The organism is Actinomadura sp. 7K507 (genome assembly GCF_004348425.1).
Lineage (GTDB): Bacteria > Actinomycetota > Actinomycetes > Streptosporangiales > Streptosporangiaceae > Spirillospora.
Window position 1 is genome coordinate 44,018 of record NZ_SMKK01000003.1, and the last position, 19,435, is coordinate 63,452.

Consider the following 19,435-nt stretch of genomic DNA (forward strand, 5'->3'; position numbering starts at 1 on the left):
GCCCCGGGCCCGACCCGGGGAGGCGCACCGATCGCGGTCTGGGATTCGGCGTGGGCCTTCGCGCGCAACACATGGCGCAGGTCCTGGCGGAGCGCCCGCCGGTCGACTGGTTCGAGATCATCTCGGAGAACTTCATGGACTCCGGCGGCCGTCCGCGGCAAGACCTGCGCCGGATCGCCGAGCGGTACCCCGTGGCGATGCACGGCGTCTCCATGTCGATCGGCGCCGCCGAGCCGCTCGACATCGGCTACCTGCGCCGGCTGCGGCGGCTGGCGGACGAGATCGGCGCCCGCTGGGTCTCCGACCATGTCTGCTGGACGGGCGTGGCCGGCCTGAACACCCACGAACTGCTGCCGATGCCGTTCACCGAGGAGGCCCTGCGGCACACGGCCGGCAGGGTCAGGATCGTCCAGGAGATGCTGGAGCGCCCGCTGGTGCTGGAGAACCCCAGCACGTACGCGACCTTCCGGCAGTCCACGATGCCCGAATGGGAGTTCGTGGCGCGGCTCTGCGAGGAGACGGGGTGCCGGCTCCTCCTGGACGTCAACAACGTCTACGTCTCGGCGGTCAACCACGGCTTCGACCCGGACGACTACCTTCGGGGCGTGCCGCACGACCGGGTGGTGGAGCTGCACCTGGCCGGGCACGCCGACCACGGCGGCCACCTGATCGACACGCACGACCGTCCGGTGGCCGAGCCGGTGTGGGAGCTGTACCGGACGGCCCGCGCGCTCACCGGCCCGGTGCCCACCCTGCTGGAGTGGGACGACCGCGTCCCGCCGCTGCCGGACCTGCTGGCCGAGCTGGACAAGGCGCGACTCGCCGCCGCGGACCGGCCGCCCGTCCCGGACCGCGTCGCTCGTCATGGCTGAGCGCCGCACCGGACCACCGGACGCGACCGCGCTGACCGCGCTCCAGACGTGGATGCAGCACGCCATCGTGTCACCGCGGCACCCCGTCACGCCGGCGGCGGACGTCCTGGCCGGAACGGCCGGGCTCAGCGCGGAGCACCGGCTCGGCATCTACCGCCACGGCTACCGGCGGCGGCTGCTGGAGGCCATGCACGCCCTGTACCCGGTGCTCGGCTCGCTGCTGGGCGCGGAGGTGTTCGAAGAGCTGGCGCTGGGACATGTGGAGGCCCGCCCGTCCCGCTCGCCCAACCTGTCCCACCTCGGTGCCGGCTTCGCCGACCACCTGGCCGCGCACCGGCCCGACCCGGAGGAACCGCCGGAACCGTGGGTGCGGATCATCATCGACCTCGCGCGCTACGAGAACGCCTTCGCCGAGGTCTACGACGGCCCGGGAACCGAGGAGGACGACGGCGGACGTCCGGGGGAGCCGGGCGGACCGTAGGACCCGGAACTCACCGTCACGAAAGAGTCACATGCTGTTATGGTGCGGGTGTGAAGCTGGTGGTCCAGGTCAAACTGCTCCCCGACGCCGCCGATGCGGAGGCGTTGCGGGAGACGCTGAAGCTGTGCAACCGGGCCGCCGGTCACGCCTCCCGCCGGGCGCACGCCAGCGGCGTGCACGGTAAGACGGCTTTGCAGCGGCTGGTGTACGGCGAGTTGAAGGCGATGGGCCTGTCCGCGCAGCCGGCGATCCACTGCGTCCGCAAGGTAGCGGGGGCCTACGCGACGCTGGCGCAGAACCTGAAGGCGGGCAACCACGGCCCGGAAGGTTCACGGCGCCGCGCCGCGGTGGAGAACATGCCGGTCCGGTTCCGCAAGGACGCTGCCCAGCCGTTCGACGACCGGTCGCTGTCGTGGCGGATCCAGGAACGGACCGTGAGCATCTGGACGGTGCGCGGCAGGCTCAAAGACCTGGCCTTCGCGTGTTCGGCCGAGCAGGCGGCGATGCTGGCCGCGTACCGGTGCGGCGAGTCGGACCTGGTGTGGCGCGGCGGCTGCTTCTACCTGTACGCCACCTGCGAGGTCCCCCCAGCCCCCGAGTACCTTCCGGACGGGTTCGTGGGGGTGGACCTGGGCATCGCCAACATCGCCACTACCTGCGACGGCACCGTCCACTCCGGCAAGCACGTCAACCAGGTGCGGCACCGCAACCGCCGACTCCGCAAACGGCTGCAGCGCAAGGGCACCAAGTCCGCCAAGCGGCTGCTGCGCCATCTGTCGGGCCGCGAGGCGCGTTTCGCGGCCGACACCAACCACCGCATCTCCAAGCAGATCGTGACCGAGGCTCAACGCACCACACGCGGAATCGCCCTGGAAGACCTGGGCGGCATCCGCGCGCGGGTCCGGCTACGCAAGCCCCAGCGGGTCACACTGCACACCTGGAGTTTCGCCCAACTCGGCGCGTTCATCACCTACAAGGCCGAACGCAACGGGGTCCCGGTGGTACATGTGGACCCGCGGCACACCTCGCAAGGGTGCTCGGCGTGCGGCCACATCGACAAGAACAACCGCCCCGACCAAGCCACCTTCCGATGCACGTCGTGCGGCTTCGCTGAGCACGCCGACGTCAACGCAGCCCGCAACATCGCCGCACGCGGCGCCACGGGCTGGGCAGTGAGTCACGCTGCCGACGACGCGGCCTGACCCGTACCCACCAGGTACACCGGTTAGAGCTGCAAGCTCGGCCCTTCAGCTTCAGGGCCGAGAAGCTGACCGCCGCCTACTGCTACACCCTGCACCTGCTCGACACGATCTACGGGGAGTCGCGGGCGGAGGTGGCGCCCGGTGTCCGCAGCGACCGCCATGGCCGACTTTCCCCAGCTCGGCGGCGACAACGGTGTGCGCTGGCTCCTGGGCAAGATGCCGGACGTGTGACCGCGTCCCTGGGGTGCGCCGGGCCGGCCGGCACCCCGAGGTCACGCCCGGTCTGCAGATCAGCGGCGTTCCGGTACCGCGGTCGTCGGCACCGTGAATGGTACGGCGGGCCGGCGCCGGGGACCATCCGCATGACCGTCTGGTGCCCCCGCCGCCGGCCGGTTCAGGGCGCTCCCGCCCCGGGTGAGAGCGCGGTGAGCGCCGTGTGAGCCGGGGGTGAGGAGCCGCCCCGAGGATGCGGGGGATCCACAGGAATCGGGAGAGACGATGGCGACAGAAGAGATCACAGAGCGCCTGATGGCGGACGCCGTGACGGCGATGGAGATGCTCAGCATCACGCTGGGCATCCGCCTGGGGCTGTACGAGGCGCTCGCGGCGGGGCCCGCCGACGCCCGCGGTCTGGCCAAGGCCACCGGCGTCCACCCGCGGTACGCGCGGGAATGGCTCGAACAGCAGGCCGCGAGCGGCGTGCTGACCGTCACCGGCGACACCGCCGGCAAGGACGCGGACCCGTACGCGCGCACCTTCGCGCTGCCCGCGGACGCCGCCGAGGCGCTGCTGGACGCCGACAGCCCGTTCTACGCCGGGGCGCTGCCCGGCTTCGTGGCGTCCATCGCCGAGGTCCTGCCACAGGTCGCGGTGGCGTACGGCTCCGGCGGCGGCGTCCCGTACGCCGCCTACGGAGAGGGCACCCGGCACGGCATCGGCGGGCTCAACCGGGCGGCCTTCCGCAGCGGCGTGGCCGGCTGGATCGCGACGCTGCCGGACGTCGAGGCCCGGCTGTCCGGCGGCTCGGCACGCGTCCTCGACCTCGGATGCGGCACCGGCTGGTCGGCCATCACGATCGCCGAGGCGTTCCCGGCCGTCCGCGTGCACGGCGTCGACCTCGACGAGGCATCGATCGCGGAGGCGTCCGGGCACGCCGCCGAGCAGGGGCTGGCCGATCGGGTGACGTTCGCGCTGGGGGACGCGGCCAAGCCCGCGGCGGGCGGGCCCTACGACCTGGTCTGCGTGTTCGAGGCGCTGCACGACATGGCGGATCCGGTCGCGGCGCTGCGGGCGGCGCGGGACGCCCTCGCCCCCGGCGGCGCGGTCCTGGTCGGCGACGAGAAGGTCGCCGAGCACTTCTCCGCGGAGGCCGGCCTGGTGGAGCGGCTGAACTACGCGTTCAGCGTCCTGCACTGCCTGCCCGCCACGCGTGCCGAGGGCACCGCGGTGGAGGCCGGGACCGTACTGCGGCCCGGCACCATGCGAACCTACGCCGCGGAGGCGGGCTACCGGAACTGCGCCGACCTGCCCATCGACCACGACATGTGGAGGTTCTACCGGCTCGACCCGGCCTGACCGGCGGCCCGCGCGGCCGTGTCGGCGGCCCGCGCGGCGGTGTCGATGGTCCGCGCGGCGGTGTCGATGGTCCGCGCGGCGGTGTCGATGGTCCGCGCGGCGGTGTCGATGGTCCGCGCGGCGGTGTCGTTGGTCCGCGCGGCGGTGTCGTTGGTCCGCGCGGCGGTGTCGATCGCGGTGAGGGCGAGCGCGGCCATATCGTCGACCGCTCGCCCGGACCCGCGTCCGGCGGCCAGGCGAGCGGCGTCCTCACCGAGCCGCTCCCGGACGGGCTCCAGCGCCTCGCGCAGCAGGGCGGCCTCGGGCACGTCGGACGGAAAGCGCACGGGGGCGCTCTCCAGCGCACCGTCCAGTTCGCACGCCGCCTCGTCCAGGCCCGCGCCGGCCAGCAACGGGATCAGATTGCGCAGGGTGACCCACTGCTGGGTGCGGTTGCCGACCCGCCGCCAGTGCTCGATCGCGTCCCGGTAGGCCCGCAGGGCGGCGGCGGGGTCGGTGTCGATCCGCCCCCGGAGCGTCACGACCGAAACCGTGGCGATGCCCTCGATGAACAGCGCCCCCAGGGCACCCGCCGACCGGCGCGACTCCTCCAGCAGCTCCAGAGCGCGCACCGGATCGCTGTGCAACCGTGCTTCGCCGGAGTAGTACAGCGCCAGAGCTTTCAACACCGGTTCCCCGGTCCCGGCGGCCATCGCGAGGCACTCGTCCGCGACCCGCAGGGCGTCGGACGGGTCGCCCCGGTAGGCCAGGGCTATCGCCTTGCTGCCGAGGGCCTCGCAAAGGACGCCGAAGTCATCGGGAGCCGCCCGCCGCACGGCCTCGTCGTAATGCTCGACGGCCTCGTCGAACCGTCCCTCCAGCATCGCGACGTCCCCGAGGACCGCCAGCGCGCCCGCCGCGTCCGGGGAGCCGTCCGGCGCGGCGGCCAGGGCGCGCCGCGCCAGCTCGGTGGCCCGGCCGAAGTCGCCGCGCGCCCACGCCCCGCACGCCGCGGACGCCAGCGCGGCGGGCCGCCGGGGATGGGCCGCCGCGCCGGGCAGGTCCGCCGCCGTCTCGGCCCGCTCCTGGAACTCGAAGCGCATGTGGAACACCGCGTACGGGGCGAGCGCCGCCGCCAGCTCGACCGCCGCTTCCGCGTCCTCGGCGCAGGCCCAGCGGAGCGCGGCGCGCACTTCGTCGACCGGCAGCGGGCCGTACGGGTGGCGTCGCGCCAGGACGATCTGATGCCGGGCGTGCGCGGCGGGGATCCGCTGGTCCTCGCCGTGGCGGGCCAGCAGCTCGGCGGCGTACGCGCGGACCGTGTCCAGCAGCCGGTACCGGTCCCCTTCCGGGCCCGCCGGGATCGATCCGCCCGCCGGTGCCGACGTGTCGGCCAGCATCGATTTGTCGGCCAGCCCGGCCAGCGCCACCGCGACGCGTCCGGCCGGCAGCAGGCCGTCGCCGCACACCGCCTCGGCGTCGGCCAGCCGGAACGGGCCGGAGAAGACCGCCAGCCTGCGCAGCAGCACCTGCTCGGGCGGGTCGAGCAGGGCGAACGACCAGTCCAGCACCGCCCGCAGGCTCCGGTCCCGGGGGCGGCTCGTCCGCCATCCGCCGCTGAGGACGTCCAGGGCCGGACGGTCGGCGACCGCGGCCAGGCCGAGCCCCCGGACCCGTGCCGCGGCCAGTTCGATCGCCAGCGGCAGCCCGTCCAGCCGCGCGCACAGGTCGGCCGCCACCGGAACGTCCCCGGGCCGCAGCTCGGGGCCGCCGGACGCGCGGAGCCTCTCGGCGAACAACGCCACCGCCTGGGCCGGCTCCCGCAGCGGAGGCAGGGCCAGGACCTCCTCACCCGGCACGGCCAGCAGCTCGCGGCTGGTCGCCAGCACCGTCACAGCCGGGCAGTGCTGGACGATCCGCTCGATCAGCACCGCCACGTCCGGCAGGACATGCTCGCAGTTGTCGGCCACCAGCAGTGTGCGAGCCGGATGCAGCGCCTCGACCAGGGCCTCTTCGACCCGGCCGTTCACCGGTTCGGGCAGGCCGAGCGCGTCGGCGAACACCCGCGGCACATCGGCCGGGTCGCCGGCGGCCGCCAGGTCGATCCAGCTCGCCGCCCGCGGTCCGGCGGCTTCACGGGCGAGCCTGGTCTTCCCCACTCCGCCGGGTCCGACCAGGGTGACGATGCGCGCACCGTCCAGCAGTCGGGTGAGCCGGGCCAGCTCGTCCGCCCGTCCCACCAGCGCGGTCAGCGGCGCTCGCCGGATCGGTGCCGGGCCGGGGCGCGGCGCCGGCCCGGACACCTGATGCGGCGCCGGCCCGGACACCTGATGACGCAGGATCCGGCCGTGCAGCTCGCCGAGCTCAGGGGAGGGCTCCAGCCCGAGTTCCTCGCGAAGCCTGATGCTCAGCGAGCGGTAGATCTCCAATCCCTCAGCCTGCCGCCCGGCCAGATAGAGGGCCCGCATCAGCAGCCCGTGCGGCCTTTCGCGCAGGGGATGGGCGGCCGTGAGTTCGCGCAGCGCCCCGAGCGCCCGGTCGATCCTGCCGAGAGTGAGCCACACCTCGCAGCGGCTCTCCTCGGCGGCGACCCGTAACTCTCCCAGCCGCACCGAGGCACCTTGCGCGAAACCGTCGGCGAACTCGGCGTACGCCGGCCCGCGCCACCGCGCCAGCGCCGTCTCCAGCTTCTCCGCCGCGGCGCCCGCGTCCCGGGCGAGCAGCGCACCCGGCCCGGGGCCCACCGCTTCCCGGACCTCCCGCTCGAACCGGGTGGCGTCGATGGAGGGGAGGTCCACGGCCAGCAGGTATCCGGGCGACCTGGTCACCAGTACGTCGGCGCCGATCCTGCCGCGCAGCCGCGAGACGCTGGTGTGCAGCGCGTGCCGGGCCCCTTCCGGCGGGTCGCCGTCCCAGAGGGCGGCGGTGAGTTCCTCGGCGCTCACGACGTGCCCGGGGACGAGCAGTAACCGCGACAGGAGCGCGCGCTGCGCCCGGCTGGGCATCGCCAGCCGCTCGCCGCCCCGCCGCACTTCCAGTGCGCCGAGCACCCCGAACTCCAACGCACCGCTCATGACGTCCGCCCCCGTTCAGGAGCCTTCGGGCACCGCACCCACCCGGATTGTGGCACGTCGGCGGTGCCGTAACGGCGCTGTCCACCTCCGGACAGCGGCGATCACCGGAGCCCGCGAGCAGCCGCTTCGGCGCATGTCCCGGCCGGGCCCGCGAAGCTCACATGGAAATGCCGGCCCCGCTCGACGACGGGTGACGCGTGGGGGAGGTCAAGGAGCCTGGGCACGGTCCAAAAGGATTAATGTGGCGAATGCCTTGATCATGATGACACTTCTCAATTTGGACAATTTACAGGAAGAGAGGTGGGTGAGTTCGGCCAAGTAAGCCACGTTGCTCCCCTGTCTTGGCGCATCATGGATTGCGCCCTAGTTTGGGTTCGCACGTGTTGCTGTCCGCATCCGGTCGAACCCCACCGTTCGCCGGGCTCGCGCACGTCCGCACATCGCACCACCAGCCCCCCGCTCAAAGGACAGGACGGATGCCGGTACACGCAAGCCGATCCCGCATCGAGCGCGCCGCGCTGGAGCGCGCACTCCTGGTCTGGCTCATCGTGGCGATCATCGGTGGCAGCGCCTGGCTGGCCGCCCTCTTCGTCGCCGGCCCGCAGGCGCGCGTCCCGGTCGCCGCGGGCGGCGGCGGCGCGGTCCTCGCGCTCAGCGTCGCCATCTCCGTCGCCGTCTACTTCGCCGCGCACAACAAGTGGCTCAAGCAGCGGCTCGACCAGGTCACCGTCCAGGACGACCGGCTGGAGAGACGCCTGACGGAACTGGTCGACGGGCCCCTGCCCGCGCTGGTCGCCCGGCTTCGCGAAGGCGCCCCGCCCGAGGAGGTGCTGGCAGGCTTCCCACCGGTGAACGACCGCGTCCTCGGACGCCTGCTGCGCATCGTCGTCGACGGCGTCGCGGCCGGTGAGCACGCGGCGGCGCAGGTGCGGGCGGAAGCGGCCGCCCTCGAACGGGAGGCGGCCTGGCTCGCCGACACCGCCGTGCCCGCCCTGGCCACCCGGATCAGGCGCGACCGCGCGAGCGCCCCGGCCGTCCTGGCCGAACTCGTGGAGCCCACCCACGACACCACGCGGCGCGTCCTGCACCGCGTCGCCGAGGACCTCGCCGCGGGCGAGCGGACCAACGCCGCCGCGCTGGCCGCCTGCGCGAGCGCCGCCGCGCGGATCCAGGCGCAGACGACCCGGATGCTCGGCGAGCTGCGCGACCTCGAGGACCGCTACGGCGACGACAAGGTCTTCGGCGACCTGCTCGGCCTCGACCACGACGTCTCCCAGCTGGGGCGGCTGGCCGACAGCATCGCGCTGCTCAGCGGCGGCCGGTCGGGGCGGCGCTGGACCAAGCCGATCATGATGGAGAGCGTCCTGCGCGGCGCCATGGGCCGCATCGGCGCGTACCAGCGCGTCCAGTACCACTCGACCAGCACCGCCGCCGTCGCCGGCTTCGCCGCCGAGGGCGTGATCCACGCGCTGGCGGAGCTGATGGACAACGCCGCCAACTTCTCCCCGCAGGGCAGCGCCGTGCACGTGTACGTCGAGGAGGAGGACGCGGGGATCGTGGTCACGATCGAGGACGGCGGCCTCGGCATGCGGCAGCGCGAGCGGCAGCGCGCCGAACGGCTCGTCTCCGAGGCCGCCGACCTCGGCTCGCTGCCCGGCACCAGGCTCGGCCTCGCCGTCGTCGGACGGCTCGCCCGCAAGCACGACCTGCGGGTCAGCTTCCGCCCGTCCTCGCGCGGCGGCATCGGCGTGATCGTGCTGATCCCCGCCAAGCTCGTCATCTACACCCCGCTGCCCGAGCCCGCGCCCGCCCGGCGTGAGGCCGTCCCCGCCTCGCGCCGCCCGGCCGAGCCGCGGCGCGAGGCCCCGGCGCCCCAGGCGGACGGCGCGGACCTCGACGACCTGGTCCTGCCCAAACGCAGGCGCGGCGCCGCCCTCGCGAGCGCGCCCGCCGGGCGGCCCGCGGAGCGGGAATCCCGTCCCCGCGACACCGGGACCCGGTTCGCCGCGTTCCGCCAGTCCGCGGCCGGGCATCCGCCCGCGTCCGCGACCGGCCCGGCCGCCGCCGGGACGGAGGGAGGCGGGACCGGGGAACCCGGCGCCGGGGAGACCGGGTCCGCCGCGGACGACTGAGACCGCGACAGGCCCCGTGAGCACGACGTACAGCAGGACTCACAGATGGGAGGAGGGGCGTCCCCGGACCACCGGCCGCCCCGGGAACCGATGAGCACCGATCAGCGTGATCTCGACTGGCTACTCGCGGGCCTCGTGGACCGTGCGCCGGGTGTCCGGCACGTCCTGGTGCTGTCCAGCGACGGCCTCAAGATCTGCTACACGGCCGGGCTCGACGAGGACAGGGCGGACCAGCTCGCCGCCGTCGCGTCCGGCATCCAGAGCCTGTCGCTGAGCGCGTCCGGCGAGTTCGGCGAAGGCCTCGGCGCGGGCCAGGCGATGGTGGAGTTCGCCGGCGGCGTGCTGCTCATCGTCCCGGCGGGCGCGGGCGCGCACCTGGCCGTCGTCGCGGACGAACTCGCCGACGTCGGCCTGGTCGGGCACTGCATGAACGAGCTGGTCGAGCAGATCGGCGGGTATCTCACGGCCGCGCCACGCAGACTCGAGCACGACGTCCGCCCATGAACCCCCGCCCTCTCGACCGGGAGGACCCGGACCGGCTCTACACCGTGACCCAGGGCCGCTCCGAGGCCGACGACGACTCGCTCGACCTCGTGGCACTGATCGTCGCCGAGGACGAGGCGGCCCCCGGCATGCAGTCCGAGCACGCCGCGATCCTGCGGCTCTGCCATGGCAACCCGGTCGCGGTCGTCGAGCTGTCCTCCCGGTTGCGGCTGCCGGTGAGCGTGGTGAAGATCCTCCTCCTCGACCTGCGCGACATGGGCCGCATCACCGTCCGCCACCCGTCCTCGGCCGCCGCCCCAGCCGCGTACGCGGCCGACCTGGAAACGCTGAAGCAGGTGCTCGTTGGACTCGAAAGCCTTTGACCCCGCGCCAGGCGCACACCCCGGCGCACAGCCCGCCGCGCACCCCGGCGACCAAATCGCCGGGACGCCGCTGCGCCGCACCGCCCGGGACGCCCTGAAGATCGTGATCGTCGGCGGTTTCGGCGTGGGCAAGACCACCATGGTCGGCTCGGTCAGCGAGATCCGGCCGCTCAGCACCGAGGAGACCATGACGCGGGCCGGGATCGGGATCGACGACCCCGGCCGCGTCGAGACCAAGCGCACCACCACGGTCGCGTTCGATTTCGGCCGCATCTCACTGGACGAGCAGCGCGTCCTTTATCTGTTCGGAGCACCGGGCCAGGAACGGTTCTGGTTCCTGTGGGACCAGTTGTTCTCCGGAAGCCTCGGCGCCATCGTCCTGGTGGACGCGCGCCGCCTTGAGGAGTGCTTCTACAGCGTCGACCGCCTCGAGGCGCACGCGATGCCGTTCGTGGTCGCCGTCAACCGGTTCGACGGCCCGCGCCCGACGCTCGACCGGGTCCGGGACGCGCTCTCCCTCGACGACGGCATCCCCCTGATCGAATGCGACGCCCGCGCCCGGGACTCGTCCAAGTCCGTGCTCATCACGCTCGTCCGGCACCTCACCCATCTCCGCGAACCATCCGCCGCCCAGGAGGTCACACCGTGACCGAACCGTCCACACCGCCGCCCGCACCGGCCGGGAACGCCCCGGACGACACCGCCCCGGACGACACCGCCGTCCGGCTGTACGGGGCCGCCATCGCCCGCGACCCCGACGTGTTCTACCGCGACCTGCGCCGCGAGCACGGCCCCGTGGTCCCGGTCCTGCTGGACGGCGACGTCCCCGCGTGGTTCGTCGTCGGCTACCGGGAGGTCAACCACATCACCAGCAACCCCATGCTGTTCGCCCGCGACTGCCGCCGCTGGAACGCCTGGGACCGGGTCCCCGACGACTGGCCGCTCATGCCCTACGTCGGGTGGACGCCGTCGGTGATGTTCGCCGAGGGGGAGGAGCACCAGCGGCGGGCCGGCGCGATCGGCGACGCGCTCGACGCCTTCGACCGCACCGAACTCGCCGGCATCTGCGAGGAACTCGCCGACGGGCTCATCGACGGGTTCGCCGGGAACGGGGAGGCCGACCTCGTCGCGCAGTACTCGCACAGCATCCCGCTGCTGGTCATCGCCCGGCTGTTCGGGCTGCCCGACTCCGATGTGCCCACCCTCGTCCAGGACGTCGCCGAGTCGCTCGACGCCGACGAGAAGGCCGTCGAGGCGCACCAGCGCATCCAGCAGCGGATGGCGCGGCTGGTCGCCGAGCGGCGGATGCGCCCCGGGCCGGACGTCCCGTCCCGGCTGCTGGCGCACCCGGCCGGGCTCACCGCCGAAGAGGTGACCATCGACCTGCTGGTCGTGATGGCCGCCGCGCAGCAGCCCACCGGCAACTGGATCGGCAACGCCCTGCGGCTGATGCTGGTGGACGACCACTTCTCCATGACGTTCCAGGGCGGCAGGAGCAGCGTCGACCAGGCCCTGACCCAGGTGCTCTGGGAGGACACCCCCACCCAGAACTTCATCGGCCGCTGGGCGGTGCACTCCTGCCGGCTCGGGGGCCGCGACATCCGCTCCGGCGACCTGCTGGTCATGGGCCTCGCCGCGGCCAACGGCGACCCCCAGGTGCGGCCGGCGGACCGCTCCGACCCGGGCAACCGCGCCCACCTGTCGTTCGGGCACGGCGAGCACGGCTGCCCGTTCCCCGCGCCGGAGCACGCCGAGGTCATCGCGCGGACGGCCATCGAGGTGCTGCTCGACCGGCTGCCGGACATCGAACTCGCCGTCCCGCCGGACGACCTGGAGTGGCGGCCGTCCCTCTGGATGCGGGGCCTGCACACGCTCCCCGTCACCTTCAGTCCGGCCGCCCACGGGCACGGTCCCGTGCCGTTCAACCAGGTGCCGTTCAGCCCGCAGGCGTGAACTCCAGCGGCAGCGACGCGGGCCCACGGGTGAACACCCCGTGCTCGACGGGATCGGCCCCTTCGGCCAGCCGGACGTCCGGCATGGCGTCCAGCAGCATGTTCGCCCCGACCTCGATCTCGGTCTTGGCCAGCAGCGCGCCGACGCAGAAGTGCCGTCCCAGCGCGAACGCCAGATGGTCGGCCGCGGCGGAGAACGCGCTCTTGGTGGCCAGATCGTCCCGGAAGATGTCGAAACGGCCGGGGTCCCGGTAGCGCTCGGGGTCCCGGTTGGCCGCGCCGATCAGGCAGGTGACCGTGCTGCCCGCGGGGACCGTCCCGCCGCCCAGCTCCACGTCCTCGGCCGGCTGCCGCATGATCATGTGGACGGGCGGCGAGAAGCGCAGCGTCTCGGCGAACGCCTGCGGGATCAGATCGCGGTCCCGCCGCACCGCCGCGAGCTGGTCCGGATGCGCGAGCAGGTTCGCGAACAGCGCGGAGACGGCCTTGTCGGTCGTCTCACCGCCCGCGGCCAGGAGCAGGCTGACGAACGCCTTGATGTCCTCGTCGCTCATCCGCGTCCCGTCGATCTCCGCCAGGCACAGCTTCGACAGCAGATCGTCCCCGGGGTTCTCGCGGCGGCGCGCGATGATCGGCAGCATGTAGGCGGCCAGTTCCTCCCGCGTCCGCAGCCCGGCCTCCGCCACGTCCGGATCCTGGGCGAGGTTGCCCAGGAACGCGATGATCGAGGTGTACCACCGCTGGAACCGCGCGTGATCCGCCTGGTCGAGCCCGAGCATGTCGACGATGACGTTGATCGGGAAATGCGTGCTGAACTGCCCGACCAGCTCCACCTTTCCCGCCGTGCGGAAATCGTCGATCAATGTGCGGGCGTTCCGCTCGATCACCGGCAGGAATTTCGCCTGCAGCTCGTCCCCCCGGAACGCGGGCGCCACCAGGCCCCGCCGCACCGCGTGCTCCCGACCGCTGAGCTGCAGAATCGTCCGCCCGTGCACGGGTTCGAGCTGCCAGTCGTAATTCGCCGTCGTGAACACCGGGTCCTTGAAGGCCCGCGCCACGTCCTCGTACCGCGAGATCACGTAGCTCTGCATCCCCTCATGCCAAAAGAGCGGCGCGTTATCGCGCAGCACTCCATAGGCGCTGTAGGGGTCGGTGGCAAAGCCTTCCGACAAGATATCGGGAAGCTCTGGAGTCGTGGTCATGACACTCCCATGAACGCGGTTCGGTCGCCATCGCCGAGCCTAAATACCGGCGATGGGAAGTTCCAGGTCCCCGTGGTTTCGGACACGCTACCAACCGACCGAAACCACGCGCGGCTAACTCCAAAGAAAAGATCATCTACCCCACGCGCTACTTGCGCACCCCTGGCGGCTACCGCGGGAGCGGTATCAACGGTGACTCCGTCTGCAGGACGACACGTCCGGAAGCGCTCGTGGACAGTTCCATCCCGACCGGCGACCCGGCCGGCAAAAGGAGGACAGGAATGTCTGTGACGGGACTGCCCCGTCCGCCACTCCGGTGACAAGACCGTGTACTGGGCAAGCCTGCCGCCGGTGGACGCCTATCGCCGGCCGGCGACGGTCTGCTCGATACCGATGAGGGCGTCGAGCTGTTCCGGGGTCAGCAGACCGGTGAGGTGACGCTCTACGGATTCCAGATGCGCCGGAGCGGCCTCCGCGTACGCCCGGCGGCCTGAATCGGTGAGCACCACGTCGTCGCCGCGGCCGTCGAGTTCGCAGGGCTCGCGGGTGACGAGGCCGCGGCGTTCCATCCGGCCGAGCTGGCGGGACAGGCGGCTGTGGGCCCAGCCCATCCGGGCGGTCAACCGGCCAACGCGAATGCAGTGCTCGCCGCTCGACATCGCCACCACGGCGGACAGCACCTCGTAGTCGGGCAGCGACAGGCCGGACTCACGCTCCAGGTCGCGCGCGACCTCGGCGTCCACGAGCAGCTGGAGCCGGCGGTAGGCCTGCCAGGCGTCCCTCGGCTGACGCGTTCGGGTCATACGAGGCAGTGTAGGTGATCCCCTTTACATGTAACGAACCTTGGGTCTATCTTCTTCGTTACATGTAACGATCTGAGGGGTGCGCGATGTCGACCGGTGAGCGGATCATCAAGGCCAACGGCGTGGAACTGTGCGTGGAGGTGTTCGGCGACCCGGCTGATCCGGCCGTCCTGCTGATCCACGGCGCGGGCCACTCCCTGCCGGCGTGGGACGAGGAGTTCGCAGGCCGGCTGGCGGCCGGAGGCAGGCGGGTGATCCGGTATGACAGCCGGGACGCGGGACGTTCGACCGCCTACCCGGCAGGATCACCCGCATACGGGCTCCGCGACCTGGTCGCGGACGCCGCCGCGCTGCTCGACGTGCTCGCCATCACCGCCGCCCACGTGGTCGGCATGTCGCAGGGTGCGGCGGTCGCCCAGCTCCTGGCCCTTGACCACGCCGACCGGGTGGCCTCACTCACCCTCGCCTCCTCCACGCCCGGCGGCCCCGGCCATCACCACCCCGATCTGCCGGAGATGTCGCAGGAGATCCAGGAGCTCTTCGCGACCGGGCCCGCCGAGCCCGACTGGTCCGACCGCACCGAGGTCATCGACTACCTGGTCGAGGCCGAACGGCCCTTCGCCGCGCACTCCCGCCCGTTCGACCGGGACGGCATGCGGGCCGCGGCCGAGCGAGTCGTGGACCGGACCGCCGACATCGCCGCGCAGCTGACCAACCCCTACATGCTCGACGCGGGCGAGCCCTGGCGGGGACGACTCGGCCAGGTCGGTGCTCCGACGCTCGTGTTCCACGGCACCGAAGACCCGTTCTTCCCACCCGCCCACGGCCACGCGCTAGCCACGGAGATCCCCAACGCCCGCTTCATCCCCCTAGAGGGAACCGGCCACGAGGTCTTCCCCCGCCACCAATGGGACACCGTCATCCCAACCATCCTCACCCACACCACGGGACCCGAGTCCCAAGGTTGAGCGCTTCCGATCGGAGTTGCTGCGCCGCTGGCCAGACATGGCAGATCGGATCTCCCCTTGGGCGCCCGACCTGGATTGGCGGCAGTCGTGGGGCCGCGAAGATCTCGCTCCCTACTTCGTGACGCTGACCCTGCCGTACAGCACCGAAGAGAACTCGCTAGACGAAATCGTGGCTTTGGCTAGCGCGCACAACCTAATTACCTGCGATCCGCAAACCGGGGATACGACCCGGTAGCCGGACCGCTCCGGCAGGGACCGCAGCAGACGAACATGCGCAACAAAACCCGGCGACGGACAAAGATCCTGGTCAACCGAAATCTCCACAGATCATTTGAGGTGCCCCCTGCAGGATTCGAACCTGCGCACACGGCTCCGGAGGCCGTTGCTCTATCCCCTGAGCTAAGGGGGCGCTGTGGTGCGGTAGAAGGTTACCAGGGTTGGCGGGGTGACGCGCACGTGGACGTTCGCCGTGCGTGTGGGGTGGGAGTGGGCTAACTTCGTGGCCGTGACCGAGCCACTGGGACGCGTTCTGGTCGTCGATGACGACGAGGTGATCCGCCAGCTCATCGCCGTGAACCTGCAACTGGAGGGGTTCGAGGTGTCGACCGCGGTGGACGGTCAGGACTGCCTGGACAAGGTGGCGGACGTCAGACCGGACGTGATCACGCTGGACGTGATGATGCCGCGGCTGGACGGGTGGGTCACCGCCGTCCGGTTGCGGGAGGAGCCGGAGACGGCGCACATCCGGGTCGTGATGATCACTGCCAGGGCGCAGGAGCATGATGTGCGGCGGGGGCACGAGATCGGTGTGGACGCCTACGTGACCAAGCCGTTCGACCCGAACCAGCTGATCCAGACGGTGCGGAAACTCGCAGCGGTGTCCAGATAGTGGTCGGATAGTCTCACCAGGGTGACTCCAGCCGATGTCAGCGGTGCCCTTGTGCGCGCGGTGCGGGACGCCGTGGCGGAGGGTGAGCTTGACGTCTCAGTGCCGGATAGTGCGGTCGTCTTCTGCCGCGGTGCCGGGATTTACGAGAGTCCCGTGGCGATGAAGCTCGGGGTGGAGCCGGCAGTTATCGCGCGGCGGGCCGGGGGCGTCGCGCGGGACGGTTTCGTGCGGATTGTGGTGCCTGTGGCGGCTGTTGTCGATGGGGTTCTCGGGGATTCCGGGTTCGGGGTTGCTCGGGTGCCCAAAGGTGGGTGGAGTGAGTGGCCTCGGACGTTCGAGAATCCGGGGTTTTCGGTGCGGTACGCCTATGCGCGGGCCTGCTGGACCGGGCATTGGGCGGCTGAGCTTGGTATCGGTCGAGGGAGATTTCAGGGCGTCGCAGCCGAGGAGCTTGCGCTTGTGGGTGCGTTGGGGGACGTGCCGGGGCGGGCGGAACAAGCCGAGCGGGAACGGGATGCCAGGCCGCTGATGTTTTGTTTGGAGAGAGTGGCCGGGGCGTACCACGACGTCCATGAGCGGTGTCCCGCCGTGCCCAAGGGTGATGAGGTGCCCGGGGCGATGCATACGGGGCGGGTGGCGTTGGCGGAGGCCGTGAAGGTCGCCCTCGGCAACGGGCTGAACGTTATTGGTGAGATCCCTAGAGAGCGGATATGAGTCGAGTACATCCAGCTGGGCCCCTGCACGCCGACGTCCTGCCGGAGGACCACCCGGTGGGGCCGGCGGACGATCTGAATGCGCTGGAGCCCAAGGTCTGGCCGCGGAGCGCCAAGCGGGACGATGGTGTGCTCACCGTCGGTGGTGTCGATGTCAGGGATCTGGCGCGGGAGTACGGGACGCCTCTGTACGTCTATGACGAGGAGGACGTGCGGAGCCGCGCCAGGGAGTATGCGGCGGCGTTCCATGACGGGGACGTCCACTATGCGGGCAAGGCGTTTCTCTGCGTGGCCTTGGCGAAGTGGCTGAACGAGGAGGGTCTCGGGCTGGACGTGTGCAGTGGGGGCGAGCTCGCCATCGCGTTGGCTGCGGGCTTCCCCACGGAGCGGATCACGCTGCACGGGAGTAACAAGGCGTCCTGGGAGATAGACAAGGCGCTTGAGGTCGGGGTGGGGCGGATCGTGCTCGATTCGTTCGAGGAGATCGCCCGGGTGGGGTATCTCGCCCAGGAGCGGGGTGTCCGGGCCAAGGTGATGGTGCGTGTCACCACGGGGGTCGAGGCGCACACCCATGAGTTCATCGCGACCGCTCATGACGACCAGAAGTTTGGGTTCTCCAGGAGTTCGGGGGCCGCTCTTGAGGCGGTGCGGAGGGTTCTGGAGCTGAAGCAGCTTGAACTGGTGGGGCTGCACAGTCACATCGGGTCGCAGATCTTCGAGGTGGACGGGTTCGAGGTGGCCGCGCACCGGCTCGCCGGGCTGCTCGTCGCCATCCGGGACGAGCACGGGATCGAGCTTCCGGAGCTGGACCTCGGGGGCGGCTACGGGATCGCCTACCTGCCGGGGGAGGAGCCGCACGATCCGAAGTCCATCGCGGACGGGCTGCGGGAGATCGTGGCGCGCGAGTGCCGGGCCTACGAGCTGGCGATGCCGCGCCTGACCGTGGAGCCGGGACGGGCGATCGTGGGGCCGGGCGGCGTCACGCTGTACGAGGTCGGGACGGTCAAGGACGTCGAGGGCCTGCGCACCTACGTGTCCGTGGACGGCGGCATGAGCGACAACCTGCGCACGGCCCTGTACGGCGCCGACTACACCGGTGCGCTGGCCAGCCGGTCGTCCGAGGCACCGCCGATGCTCAGTAGGCTTGTCGGCAAGCACTGCGAAAGCGGCGACATTGTGGTGCGTGACCTCTGGTTCCCCGAAGATCTTGCGGCGGGGGACCTGGTGGCGGTCGCGGCCACCGGTGCGTACTGTCGATCGATGGCCAGTAACTACAACTTCGTCCCGAAGCCGGCGGTGGTGGCGGTGCGGGACGGCAGGTCGCGCGTGATCGTCCGCCGGGAGAGCGCCGAGGACCTGCTGCGGCTCGATGCGGAGGTCGAAGCGTGAAACCCGGACTGCGCGTGGCGCTCCTCGGATGCGGCGTGGTCGGCACGGAGGTGGTCCGGCTGCTGAGCGAGCAGGCGGACGATCTGGCCGCGCGTGTGGGGGCGCCGCTGGAGGTGGCGGGGATCGCGGTGCGGCGGCCCGACCGGGTGCGGGAGGGCGTCGCCGCGGAGCTGCTGACGACCGACGCGCAGGCCCTGGTGACCAGGGACGACGTCGACATCGTCATCGAGGTGATCGGCGGTATCGAACCGGCCAGGACGCTGATGCTGGAGGCGATGAAGGCCGGGAAGTCGGTCATCACCGCGAACAAGGCGCTGCTGGCCGAGGACGGGGCGACGCTGTTCGCGGCGGCGCGGGAGTACGGCGCCGACCTGTACTACGAGGCGTCCGTGGCGGGGGCGATCCCGTTGCTCCGGCCGCTGCGGGAGTCCCTCGTCGGTGACCACGTGCACCGGGTGCTGGGCATCGTGAACGGCACCACGAACTACGTCCTCGACCAGATGGACACGAACGGCGCAGGGTTTAACGACGCGTTGGAAGAGGCGCAGTCGCTGGGCTATGCGGAGGCGGACCCGACGGCCGATGTCGAGGGGTTCGACGCCGCGGCCAAGGCGGCGATTCTGGCGCAGCTCGCTTTCCACACTCCGGTGACGGCCGCGGACGTCCACCGTGAGGGCATCACCGAGGTGAGTGCCGCCGATGTGGCGGGCGCCCAGGGAATGGACTGCGTGGTCAAGCTTCTGGCCATCTGCGAGCGGATTCCTTCGGAGGACGGCCGGAACGGCCGTGGGGTATCGGTTCGCGTGTATCCGGCGATGATTCCCCGGTCGCATCCTCTGGCGAGTGTCCGCGAGGCGTACAACGCGGTGTTCGTGGAGGCGGAGTCGGCCGGTTCGCTGATGTTCTACGGCGCGGGTGCCGGCGGCGCCCCGACGGCGTCCGCGATCCTCGGTGACCTGGTCGCGGTGGCGCGGAATGTGGCCGGCGGTACACCTGGACCGGTCGAGGTCACTTATGCCAAGCTCCCCGTACTTCCGATGGGCGAGACGGTCACGCGCTACTACATCCAGGTGGACGTGACCGACGAGGCCGGTGTTCTCGCCACGGTCGCCGAGGAGTTCGCCAGGCACGGCGTCTCGATTCAGGCGGTGCGGCAGGTCGGGCTTGGCGAGGAGGCACAGCTGGTCGTCGTGACGCACCGGGCACCGGACGCGGCGCTGGCGGCGACGGTGGAGGGGCTTCGCGGGCTCGACATCGTCCGCGAAGTGGCGAGTGTCATGCGCGTCGAAGGCGACGAGTGAGTGTGAGTCTCCGGGAACGATTCACGTTCGACCGATA

Annotated in this window: 17 protein-coding genes and 1 tRNA gene; 14 read left to right on the forward strand and 4 right to left on the reverse strand. The window is 71.6% G+C overall.

The window, feature by feature from the left end:
* The first annotated feature begins 50 nt into the window (after positions 1–50).
* The 4 genes from E1285_RS01370 (at position 51) to E1285_RS01385 (ending at position 4,130) form a co-directional block, all read left to right on the forward strand.
* Positions 51–872, forward strand: a complete 822-nt coding sequence (locus E1285_RS01370) for a DUF692 domain-containing protein (protein ID WP_279509392.1) — start codon at positions 51–53, stop codon at positions 870–872.
* On the forward strand, positions 865–1,353 hold the full coding sequence (locus tag E1285_RS01375; RefSeq protein ID WP_132146822.1) for a DNA-binding domain-containing protein: 489 nt from the start codon (positions 865–867) through the stop codon (positions 1,351–1,353). The genes E1285_RS01370 and E1285_RS01375 overlap by 8 nt, the downstream gene beginning before the upstream one ends.
* Positions 1,354–1,403: 50 nt before the next feature.
* Positions 1,404–2,555, forward strand: a complete 1,152-nt coding sequence (locus tag E1285_RS01380; RefSeq protein ID WP_132146825.1) for an RNA-guided endonuclease TnpB family protein — start codon at positions 1,404–1,406, stop codon at positions 2,553–2,555.
* Positions 2,556–3,053: 498 nt separating this feature from the next.
* Entirely contained in the window at positions 3,054–4,130 is a 1,077-nt protein-coding gene (locus tag E1285_RS01385; RefSeq protein WP_132146828.1) for a class I SAM-dependent methyltransferase, read from the forward strand.
* Here the strand turns inward: E1285_RS01385 and E1285_RS01390 are convergent.
* Complete coding sequence (locus E1285_RS01390) at positions 4,109–7,183, reverse strand: BTAD domain-containing putative transcriptional regulator (RefSeq protein ID WP_132146831.1); 3,075 nt, start codon at positions 7,181–7,183, stop codon at positions 4,109–4,111. The genes E1285_RS01385 and E1285_RS01390 overlap by 22 nt on opposite strands.
* 476 nt (positions 7,184–7,659) lie before the next feature.
* On the opposite strand from E1285_RS01390, the gene E1285_RS01395 reads away from it, so the two are divergent.
* The 5 genes from E1285_RS01395 (at position 7,660) to E1285_RS01415 (ending at position 12,134) form a co-directional block, all read left to right on the forward strand.
* Positions 7,660–9,315, forward strand: coding sequence for an ATP-binding protein (locus tag E1285_RS01395; RefSeq protein WP_132146834.1), 1,656 nt, complete (start codon positions 7,660–7,662; stop codon positions 9,313–9,315).
* A 90-nt stretch (positions 9,316–9,405) separates the two neighbouring features.
* Complete coding sequence (locus tag E1285_RS01400; RefSeq protein ID WP_132146837.1) at positions 9,406–9,819, forward strand: roadblock/LC7 domain-containing protein; 414 nt, start codon at positions 9,406–9,408, stop codon at positions 9,817–9,819.
* Positions 9,816–10,181 carry a DUF742 domain-containing protein gene (locus E1285_RS01405; RefSeq protein WP_132146840.1) on the forward strand — a complete coding sequence of 122 codons (366 nt, stop codon included), beginning with the start codon at positions 9,816–9,818 and terminating at the stop codon, positions 10,179–10,181. The genes E1285_RS01400 and E1285_RS01405 overlap by 4 nt, the downstream gene beginning before the upstream one ends.
* A gap of 55 nt (positions 10,182–10,236) precedes the next feature.
* Entirely contained in the window at positions 10,237–10,830 is a 594-nt protein-coding gene (locus tag E1285_RS01410; protein ID WP_132147003.1) for an ATP/GTP-binding protein, read from the forward strand.
* Complete coding sequence (locus E1285_RS01415) at positions 10,827–12,134, forward strand: cytochrome P450 (protein WP_132146842.1); 1,308 nt, start codon at positions 10,827–10,829, stop codon at positions 12,132–12,134. The genes E1285_RS01410 and E1285_RS01415 overlap by 4 nt, the downstream gene beginning before the upstream one ends.
* Here E1285_RS01415 and E1285_RS01420 read toward each other — a convergent pair.
* Together E1285_RS01420 and E1285_RS01425 are read right to left on the reverse strand one after the other, a co-directional pair.
* Positions 12,118–13,335 (reverse strand): cytochrome P450, encoded by a 1,218-nt coding sequence (locus tag E1285_RS01420; RefSeq protein WP_132146845.1) that lies wholly within the window; start codon positions 13,333–13,335, stop codon positions 12,118–12,120. The genes E1285_RS01415 and E1285_RS01420 overlap by 17 nt on opposite strands.
* Before the next feature lie 359 nt (positions 13,336–13,694).
* Positions 13,695–14,138, reverse strand: a complete 444-nt coding sequence (locus E1285_RS01425; RefSeq protein WP_132146848.1) for a MarR family winged helix-turn-helix transcriptional regulator — start codon at positions 14,136–14,138, stop codon at positions 13,695–13,697.
* An 86-nt stretch (positions 14,139–14,224) separates the two neighbouring features.
* Between E1285_RS01425 and E1285_RS01430 the strand changes: the two genes are divergently transcribed.
* Complete coding sequence (locus tag E1285_RS01430; protein ID WP_132146851.1) at positions 14,225–15,106, forward strand: alpha/beta hydrolase; 882 nt, start codon at positions 14,225–14,227, stop codon at positions 15,104–15,106.
* 337 nt (positions 15,107–15,443) lie between these two features.
* Here the strand turns inward: E1285_RS01430 and E1285_RS01435 are convergent.
* Positions 15,444–15,515: transfer RNA gene (locus E1285_RS01435), tRNA-Arg, on the reverse strand.
* A 96-nt stretch (positions 15,516–15,611) separates the two neighbouring features.
* Between E1285_RS01435 and E1285_RS01440 the strand changes: the two genes are divergently transcribed.
* The 4 genes from E1285_RS01440 to E1285_RS01455 are packed head-to-tail and all read left to right on the forward strand — an operon-like array spanning position 15,612 to position 19,398.
* Entirely contained in the window at positions 15,612–15,995 is a 384-nt protein-coding gene (locus E1285_RS01440) for a response regulator (RefSeq protein ID WP_243722466.1), read from the forward strand.
* A gap of 21 nt (positions 15,996–16,016) precedes the next feature.
* Positions 16,017–16,709 carry a DALR anticodon-binding domain-containing protein gene (locus E1285_RS01445; protein ID WP_132146854.1) on the forward strand — a complete coding sequence of 231 codons (693 nt, stop codon included), beginning with the start codon at positions 16,017–16,019 and terminating at the stop codon, positions 16,707–16,709.
* A complete protein-coding gene (lysA, locus tag E1285_RS01450; RefSeq protein ID WP_132146857.1) occupies positions 16,706–18,097 on the forward strand; it encodes a diaminopimelate decarboxylase in 1,392 nt (463 codons plus the stop codon). Before E1285_RS01445 ends, lysA begins: the two co-directional genes overlap by 4 nt.
* Complete coding sequence (locus tag E1285_RS01455) at positions 18,094–19,398, forward strand: homoserine dehydrogenase (protein ID WP_243722468.1); 1,305 nt, start codon at positions 18,094–18,096, stop codon at positions 19,396–19,398. The genes lysA and E1285_RS01455 overlap by 4 nt, the downstream gene beginning before the upstream one ends.
* Positions 19,399–19,435 lie beyond the last annotated feature (37 nt).

Excerpts from the sequence above, each read along its gene's own strand:
- E1285_RS01390 (WP_132146831.1), bottom strand. The coding sequence starts at position 7,183 with ATGAGCGGTGCGTTGGAGTTCGGGGTGCTCGGCGCACTGGAAGTGCGG.
- E1285_RS01405 (WP_132146840.1), top strand. The coding sequence starts at position 9,816 with ATGAACCCCCGCCCTCTCGACCGGGAGGACCCGGACCGGCTCTACACC.
- E1285_RS01400 (WP_132146837.1), top strand. The coding sequence starts at position 9,406 with ATGAGCACCGATCAGCGTGATCTCGACTGGCTACTCGCGGGCCTCGTG.
- E1285_RS01395 (WP_132146834.1), top strand. The coding sequence starts at position 7,660 with ATGCCGGTACACGCAAGCCGATCCCGCATCGAGCGCGCCGCGCTGGAG.
- E1285_RS01385 (WP_132146828.1), top strand. The coding sequence starts at position 3,054 with ATGGCGACAGAAGAGATCACAGAGCGCCTGATGGCGGACGCCGTGACG.
- E1285_RS01425 (WP_132146848.1), bottom strand. The coding sequence starts at position 14,138 with ATGACCCGAACGCGTCAGCCGAGGGACGCCTGGCAGGCCTACCGCCGG.
- lysA (WP_132146857.1), top strand. The coding sequence starts at position 16,706 with ATGAGTCGAGTACATCCAGCTGGGCCCCTGCACGCCGACGTCCTGCCG.
- E1285_RS01375 (WP_132146822.1), top strand. The coding sequence starts at position 865 with ATGGCTGAGCGCCGCACCGGACCACCGGACGCGACCGCGCTGACCGCG.
- E1285_RS01430 (WP_132146851.1), top strand. The coding sequence starts at position 14,225 with ATGTCGACCGGTGAGCGGATCATCAAGGCCAACGGCGTGGAACTGTGC.
- E1285_RS01420 (WP_132146845.1), bottom strand. The coding sequence starts at position 13,335 with ATGACCACGACTCCAGAGCTTCCCGATATCTTGTCGGAAGGCTTTGCC.